This window comes from Sphingomonas sp. dw_22, assembly GCF_018449795.1.
In the GTDB taxonomy this organism is placed as follows: Bacteria; Pseudomonadota; Alphaproteobacteria; order Sphingomonadales; family Sphingomonadaceae; genus Sphingomonas.
The window spans coordinates 1-5,984 of record NZ_JAAVVE010000085.1 but is presented as its reverse complement, the minus strand read 5'-3'; the positions used below and the strand labels follow the sequence as shown (position 1 = coordinate 5,984).

The following is a 5,984-nucleotide window of genomic DNA, read 5'->3' as shown; positions in this document are numbered from 1 at the left end:
CCCGTCCCCTACCGCGGGCCCCTCCGATCGGCGCGGGCGGTGGGGGGTGGGCGCACCGGCCCGATGCGGACGATCCCGCCGAGGCGGTTCCAGAAGCCCGCATTGCCCGCCCGGCGAACCGCATAGCGCCCATGGCGCAGATCGAGCGACGGAGCGGGCAGCCGGGCGGCAAGCGGCCCCGGCCCAAGAGCGGCACGGCCCAGCATCATCTCGGGCGGCAGCGCAGTCCCATAGGCCAGCACCCCAGGCTTGCCGGCCGCCTCCCATGCCGCGCCCAGCAGCGGCGCGGGCACCGCGAATCCGCTGCCGTCGCCCGCACGAACGAGCGCGCGCGTCTCGCCCAGGTCAACGGCCCATTCCCCCTCCGGCGGCTGCGGCAGCGCCAGCGCATCGGGCACCATCGCGGCATCGCCGAGCCCGCCGGCTTCAGCAAGATCGACCCAGCGCGCCATCACCTCGTGCCGGACGACGCCCACCAGATAGCGTTTCGGCGCGATCTCCGCCCCCAGCGCCAGGTGCAGCGATTCGGCCGGCTCCGCGATCAGATCCTCGATCGCAAAGGGCAATGCTTCCAGCCGCTTGGCCCGGCTCGGCAACGGCAGGTCGACCGCCAGCAGCCGCACCTGCTCGGTGGGGACGAGAATGGTTGCGGGGCCCTCCGGCTCGGCTATGATCGGCCGGCCGCCCGCCAGCGTCCAGATGCCGGTGGTGTGCGGTTCCGAGCCCGAAGGCGCATCGATGGCGTGGGGATCGGATGTCACATTAGCTTCATGGGCGGGACGCATGGGGTGGGGATGCGCATAGTTTTGAAACAGTTTAGTGACATCGCACCGCTTGGGCCCACAAGCAAGCGCGCCGCAATGCCCGATGGCGAAGCCGGGCTGACCCTGATCGAGATGCTGATCGTGCTGGTCATCATCGCCGTGGTGGCTGGCCTCATCACAGTGAACGTGATCGGCCGCCCCGACGAAGCCAAGGCGACCACGACCAAGGGCAACATCTCCAGCATCTCGGGCGCGCTCAAGATGTACCGGCTCGACAATGGCGATTACCCCAGCACCGAACAGGGGCTGAAGGCGCTGATCGAGAAATCGACCACCCCGCCCGTCCCCTCCAGCTTCCCCCAGGGCGGCTATCTCTCCGCCCCGCCGCTCGACGCCTGGGGCCGGCCCTATGAGTATAAGTCGGAAGGCGGCGCCTTCATGATCCGGTCGCTCGGCAAGGACGGCAAGCCCGGCGGCGAAGGCGTGGACGCCGATATCGAAGGCAAGGGCTGAGCCATATGCGGGGGGCCGGCATCGTCGCGCGTCGCCCCTCCGAAGACGGGCTGACTCTGATCGAGATGCTGATCGTGCTCGCGATCATCGGCGTCGCGGCGGGTGCGACGACGCTCGGCATCGGCGCGGTGACGCGCGCGCCTTCGGTCGAGACCGAGGCGCGGCGGCTGGCGACGCGGCTCCAGGCCGCGGCGGACGATGCGATGCTGGGCGATCGCACGGTGGCCTTCACGGTCGAGAAGCACGGCTATGGCTTCGCGACGATCGGCGCCGACGGCAAGACGGTGGCGCGCACCGACGACGCCTTCGGCTTCCACCGCCTGCCCGGCGGCATGACGATGACGCTGCACGCCCAGCCGCCCGTCGTGCTGGGCGTCGACGGATCGGGCAAGCCGATGTCCGCGACGATCGCGAGCGGATCGCAGCGCTGGCTGGTCGCCTATGACGGCATGACCGCGACAGCGGTGAAGGCCCCGGCAGGCAAATGAGGGACGAAGGCTTCTCGCTGATCGAGGCGATGGTCGCGCTGGCGGTGCTCGCCATCGCCACGGTGGGCCTGATGCGCACGGTCGAATCGCACATCGATTCGACGCGCGGGCTCGAGCGGCGCGCGGCGGCGATGTGGGTGGCCGAGAATCGCCTTGCCGAGATGGAGCTGGGCGCGCGGGGCGGATCGGGCGAGCTGGTCGAGATGATGGGCCAGCGCTGGCGCGTCGCAGTCGCGCGGCGCCACACCGACGATCCCGAGATCGAGCGCGTGCGGATCGAGGTCTTCCCCGCAAACGAACAGGCTCCGCTTGCATCGCTCGACGGCTTCGTGGACGGACGCACGGGATGACCGGCCTCAACCTCACCCCGCGCCAGGCGCGCACCACGCTCGACCTGCTGACGGGCGCCGTGGTCGTATCGGTCGCGGTCGCGCTGGCCGGGCTGACCTGGCGGATCGCCGGCCATGCCGGCACCGGCGCGATCACGGTGCCGAGCGGCCACAGCGGCCCGGCCCTCCCGCCCGACATCGCCGCGGCGATCGCGCTGGCTCCGTTCGGCAAGGCGGCGCTGGCCGATGCGAACCAGGCCACGGCGCTGCCGCTGGAGCTGAAGGGCGTGATCGCCGCCGTCCCGGCCGAGCTCTCGACCGCCTTCATCGCCGTGGCAGGCCAGCCGCCCAAGCCCTTCCGCGTCGGCGAGACGGTGAACGGCGCGACGATCCAGTCGGTACTGCGCGACCGGGTGATCCTGTCGAACGGTGGTCGCAGCGAATATCTGCCCTTCCCCGATCCGACGCTTTCGCCCGAGCAGCGCCAGGCCGCCGCCGCGAAGGCGCCAGCGCCCGCCGCCGTCGCCCCGGCGCAGCAACAGGTACCCGGCGCCGTGCCGGGTCCGCCCCCGGGCAACACCGCCGCCGTGCTCCAGCGCTTCGACGCGACGCCGACCGCCAATGGCTATCGCATCGGCGACAACGCCCCGTCCGGCATGATGGCGGGCGACGTGATCCAGTCGGTCAACGGCACGCCGCTCAGCGACCCGCAAGCCGCCAATGCCGCCTTCGCCGCCGCGCAATCGAGCGGCTCTGCGCAGATCCAGATCCTCCGCGACGGGAAGCGGCTCACGCTTACCGTGCCGCTCCGCTAGAAGAGACCCCAGTGAAGATTCGCTCCGCCCTCGCCTGCCTCGCGCTCGCCTCGACCGCGCTCGACCCGTTGATCGCGCTCGCGCAAGACGCATCGGCCCAGGATGCGGGCGACGTCGTCATCAACATGCGCGGCGTCGAGATCGCCGACGTGGCGGACCAGATCTCGCGGATCACCGGCCGCACGCTGATCCTCGATCCCGCCGTGAAGGGCGTGGTGACGGTCACCTCGGCCACCCCGCTGACGCCCGCGGGCGTGTGGGAGCTGTTCCAGTCGGTGCTGCGCGCCAACGGCTTCTCGGCGGTGCGCTCGGGCCGGGCCTGGCGGATCGTGCCCGCCGCCAATGCCGTGCGCGACGGCGGCGTGCCGAGCCGGGGCGCTGCGGGCCAGGAGCTGGTGACGCGGATGGTGCGCCTCGCCAACGTCCCCTCGGCCGATGTCGCCCGCGTGGTGCGCCCGCTGGTCGCCACCTTCGGCAGCGTCGAGCCGATGACGAGCCCCAATGCGATCGTCGTCACCGATTATGCCGACAATGTCCGCCGGGTCGAGGCGATCGCCCATCAGCTCGACGGCGGCAGCGGCGCCACCTTCGCGACGCTGACGCTCAAGAACGGCAACGCCGTCGACGTGGCGCAGGCCCTCCAGAACGTGCTCGGCGAGGGTGGCCAGAACGGCACCGGCGCGCGCGTCGCCGCCGATGCGCGCAGCAACACGGTGATCGTGCGCGGCACCCCCGCCGCCGTCGCCGAGGCGCGCAAGATCGTGACCTCGCTCGATCAGCCCGGCGGCGCCACACCGATCACCCGCATGTTCCGCCTCAACTATGCCGATGCCGAGACGGTGACCGACGTGCTGCGCGGCGTGCTCGGCCAGGGCGAATCCGTGGACAATCCGGTCGCGCGCAGCCTCTCCGAAAGCGGCGCCAATCCCTTCGCGCGGCTGAGCAGCCAGGGCATGTCGGCGCTGTCGAACAGCGCGGCGTCGACGAACGGCGGGATCGGCAGCGCGATGCAGGCCGCGACGACCAGCCAGCCGGTGATGCAGAACCTGCCCAACGCGACGCCGCAGGGCTTCTCGACGCCCGACCTCACCGTCCAGCCCGCGCCCGAGCTCAACGCCGTGGTGGTGCGCGGCACGCCCGCCGCGATCGCCTCGATCGAGACGCTCATCACCGATCTCGACGTGCGCCGTCCCCAGGTGCTGATCGAAGCCGCTATCGCCGAGATCACCGGCGACGATGCCGAGGCGCTGGGCGTGCAGCTCGGCACGAGCGGCGCGGTGCTCGGCCAAGGCGGCGCCGGCACCTCGTTCGACTCAGCCGGCCCATCGCTCGGCGGGATCCTGACGGCGCTCGGCGTGCCGGCCGGCAAGCTGCTCGGCAACGGCTTTACCGGCAACCTCAAGATCGGCGACGATTTCTCGATCCTGGTTCAGGCGCTTGGCACCTCAACACGAGCCAATCTGCTCTCGACGCCGCAGATCACCGTGCTGGACAATGTGCCCGGCGAGTTCGTGTCGGGCCAGAACGTGCCGTTCCTCACCGGCTCGATCCTCACCAATTCGAGCTCGGCCACGCCCTACACCACGATCGAGCGCAAGGATGTGGGCATCACGTTGCGCGTCCTGCCGCGCATCAATGCGGGCGACACGATCCGGCTCCAAGTGAACCAGGAAGCCTCCTCGATCGCCACGGCGCAGACCCAGGCGGCATCCGATCTCGTCACCAATCGCCGCGCGATCAACACCACCGTCCTCGCCGACAACGGCCAGACGATCGTGCTCGGCGGCCTGATCAGCGACGATTACACGGATTCGCGCCAGCAGGTGCCGGTCCTGGGCGACATCCCAATCGTGGGCGAGTTGTTCAAGAGCAAGAGCAAGACGCACCAGAAGCGCACGCTGTTCATCTTCCTGAAGCCGACGATCCTGCGCGACGGCGCCGACGCGACTGCCGCGTCCAAGGACCGCTATGCCCGCATCCGCGCCGATGAAATCGAGAACACCAAGCGCAACAGCCTGTTGCTCGCCCCACCCAAGCCGCGCCTGACGGTGGAGATCGACGGAATTTATTGATTTTGGCGAAAGCAGATAGAATTAAATTGGAAACCTATTGCCCCCCGGGAGGGGGGGCACGAGGCAAAAGGGACGCTATCGCTTCGTGTAGGGGAAATCATTGAAACAATGCAGTCTCCAGCTTTGGTACCGATCATTCGCACCAGCCACACATACGTACCGATTGGAACTCTGACCAAATCCAGAAAAAGTTCTATTGCACCATTCTATATCTATTTGCAATTGCTGATACCCAGCATCCATACAAGCCTCAAATCTTGGATCCCATGTTTGAGCTAATGCGTGAGTTGGGAAAGCAACTACGGCGATCATTGCGAAAATTGATTTCAGCATCAAATTTCCCCTATTTTAGCATCTACTGACGGATGCGGCCCAAGGGGCAAGTATTCATAGGATTGAGCCCTAATATAGTCAACGGAGCTACAAAGCACTTCGACCTGCAACTACACCGTTTCAGCGGACAGAGAGGGATTTCTATTCCCCTGCCGGCAACGGCACGCGCACCCGCTGGGTCCCTCGCGTGAAGAAGGCCGCGTCGATCGCCAGCGAGACGAGCTGCCAGCCGTCCACGCTCTCGCCGACGCGCAGCGTCCGGGTGGCTCCGTCGCCACCGCGCACCAGCGCCACGGCGTCCTCGCCCAGCCGGCCGACGATGCCCGCCAGTTGCGGCGCATCGGCCGGCGCCTCCGCCGCTTCGGCGGCGACGCTCCCGAACAACGGCCGCTCATAAATCGCCCCAAACGGCTCCGGGGCGGCGCCGGCCGGGAGCGGGACCGGGCCACCACCCGGCCTGGCCCCCCCCGCCCCTTGCCCCACGGGGCCCACAGCAACGGGCGGGGCCAGCCCCCACCCCCCGCCCCGGCCCGCGCCCCCCGCCCCGCGGGCGCCGCCCCGGCGCGGGGCTCTATGGGGCAGATCTCAATCCCCCCCCAATGCGGTAATGTGGGTGGCGTGGGCCAACAACCAACAGGCAAATTTGGTTGGCGGCCTGCCGCAATGCGAC

The 5,984-nt window shown here is 69.0% G+C and carries 7 protein-coding genes; 5 read left to right on the top strand and 2 right to left on the bottom strand.

From position 1 onward, the window contains the following. Nucleotides 1-8: 8 nt before the first annotated feature. Nucleotides 9-761, bottom strand: a complete 753-nt coding sequence (gene gspL, locus HB724_RS20050; RefSeq protein WP_346344765.1) for a type II secretion system protein GspL — start codon at nucleotides 759-761, stop codon at nucleotides 9-11. Between the two features lie 99 nt (nucleotides 762-860). Here gspL and gspG point away from each other — a divergent pair, with 99 nt between their 5' ends. From gspG to gspD, 5 genes are read left to right on the top strand one after another with little or no spacing between them, the layout of a single operon-like run. Beyond that, nucleotides 861-1,277, top strand: a complete 417-nt coding sequence (gene gspG, locus HB724_RS20045) for a type II secretion system major pseudopilin GspG (protein ID WP_213982718.1) — start codon at nucleotides 861-863, stop codon at nucleotides 1,275-1,277. Between the two features lie 5 nt (nucleotides 1,278-1,282). After that, on the top strand, nucleotides 1,283-1,765 hold the full coding sequence (locus HB724_RS20040) for a prepilin-type N-terminal cleavage/methylation domain-containing protein (RefSeq protein ID WP_213982717.1): 483 nt from the start codon (nucleotides 1,283-1,285) through the stop codon (nucleotides 1,763-1,765). Continuing rightward, a complete protein-coding gene (gspI, locus tag HB724_RS20035; RefSeq protein WP_213982716.1) occupies nucleotides 1,762-2,115 on the top strand; it encodes a type II secretion system minor pseudopilin GspI in 354 nt (117 codons plus the stop codon). Before HB724_RS20040 ends, gspI begins: the two co-directional genes overlap by 4 nt. Further along, nucleotides 2,112-2,909, top strand: a complete 798-nt coding sequence (locus HB724_RS20030) for a type II secretion system protein N (RefSeq protein ID WP_213982715.1) — start codon at nucleotides 2,112-2,114, stop codon at nucleotides 2,907-2,909. The genes gspI and HB724_RS20030 overlap by 4 nt, the downstream gene beginning before the upstream one ends. 11 nt (nucleotides 2,910-2,920) lie before the next feature. Beyond that, nucleotides 2,921-4,981, top strand: a complete 2,061-nt coding sequence (gene gspD, locus HB724_RS20025) for a type II secretion system secretin GspD (protein WP_213982714.1) — start codon at nucleotides 2,921-2,923, stop codon at nucleotides 4,979-4,981. 474 nt (nucleotides 4,982-5,455) lie between these two features. Here the strand turns inward: gspD and HB724_RS20020 are convergent, their stop codons facing one another. Continuing rightward, on the bottom strand, nucleotides 5,456-5,698 hold the full coding sequence (locus tag HB724_RS20020; RefSeq protein WP_213982713.1) for a hypothetical protein: 243 nt from the start codon (nucleotides 5,696-5,698) through the stop codon (nucleotides 5,456-5,458). Nucleotides 5,699-5,984: the final 286 nt, after the last annotated feature.

What these genes read in the sequence shown, in the direction of transcription:
- HB724_RS20040 (WP_213982717.1), top strand. Translation starts at nt 1,283, where the DNA reads ATGCGGGGGGCCGGCATCGTCGCGCGTCGCCCCTCCGAAGACGGGCTG.
- gspG (WP_213982718.1), top strand. Translation starts at nt 861, where the DNA reads ATGCCCGATGGCGAAGCCGGGCTGACCCTGATCGAGATGCTGATCGTG.
- gspI (WP_213982716.1), top strand. Translation starts at nt 1,762, where the DNA reads ATGAGGGACGAAGGCTTCTCGCTGATCGAGGCGATGGTCGCGCTGGCG.
- HB724_RS20030 (WP_213982715.1), top strand. Translation starts at nt 2,112, where the DNA reads ATGACCGGCCTCAACCTCACCCCGCGCCAGGCGCGCACCACGCTCGAC.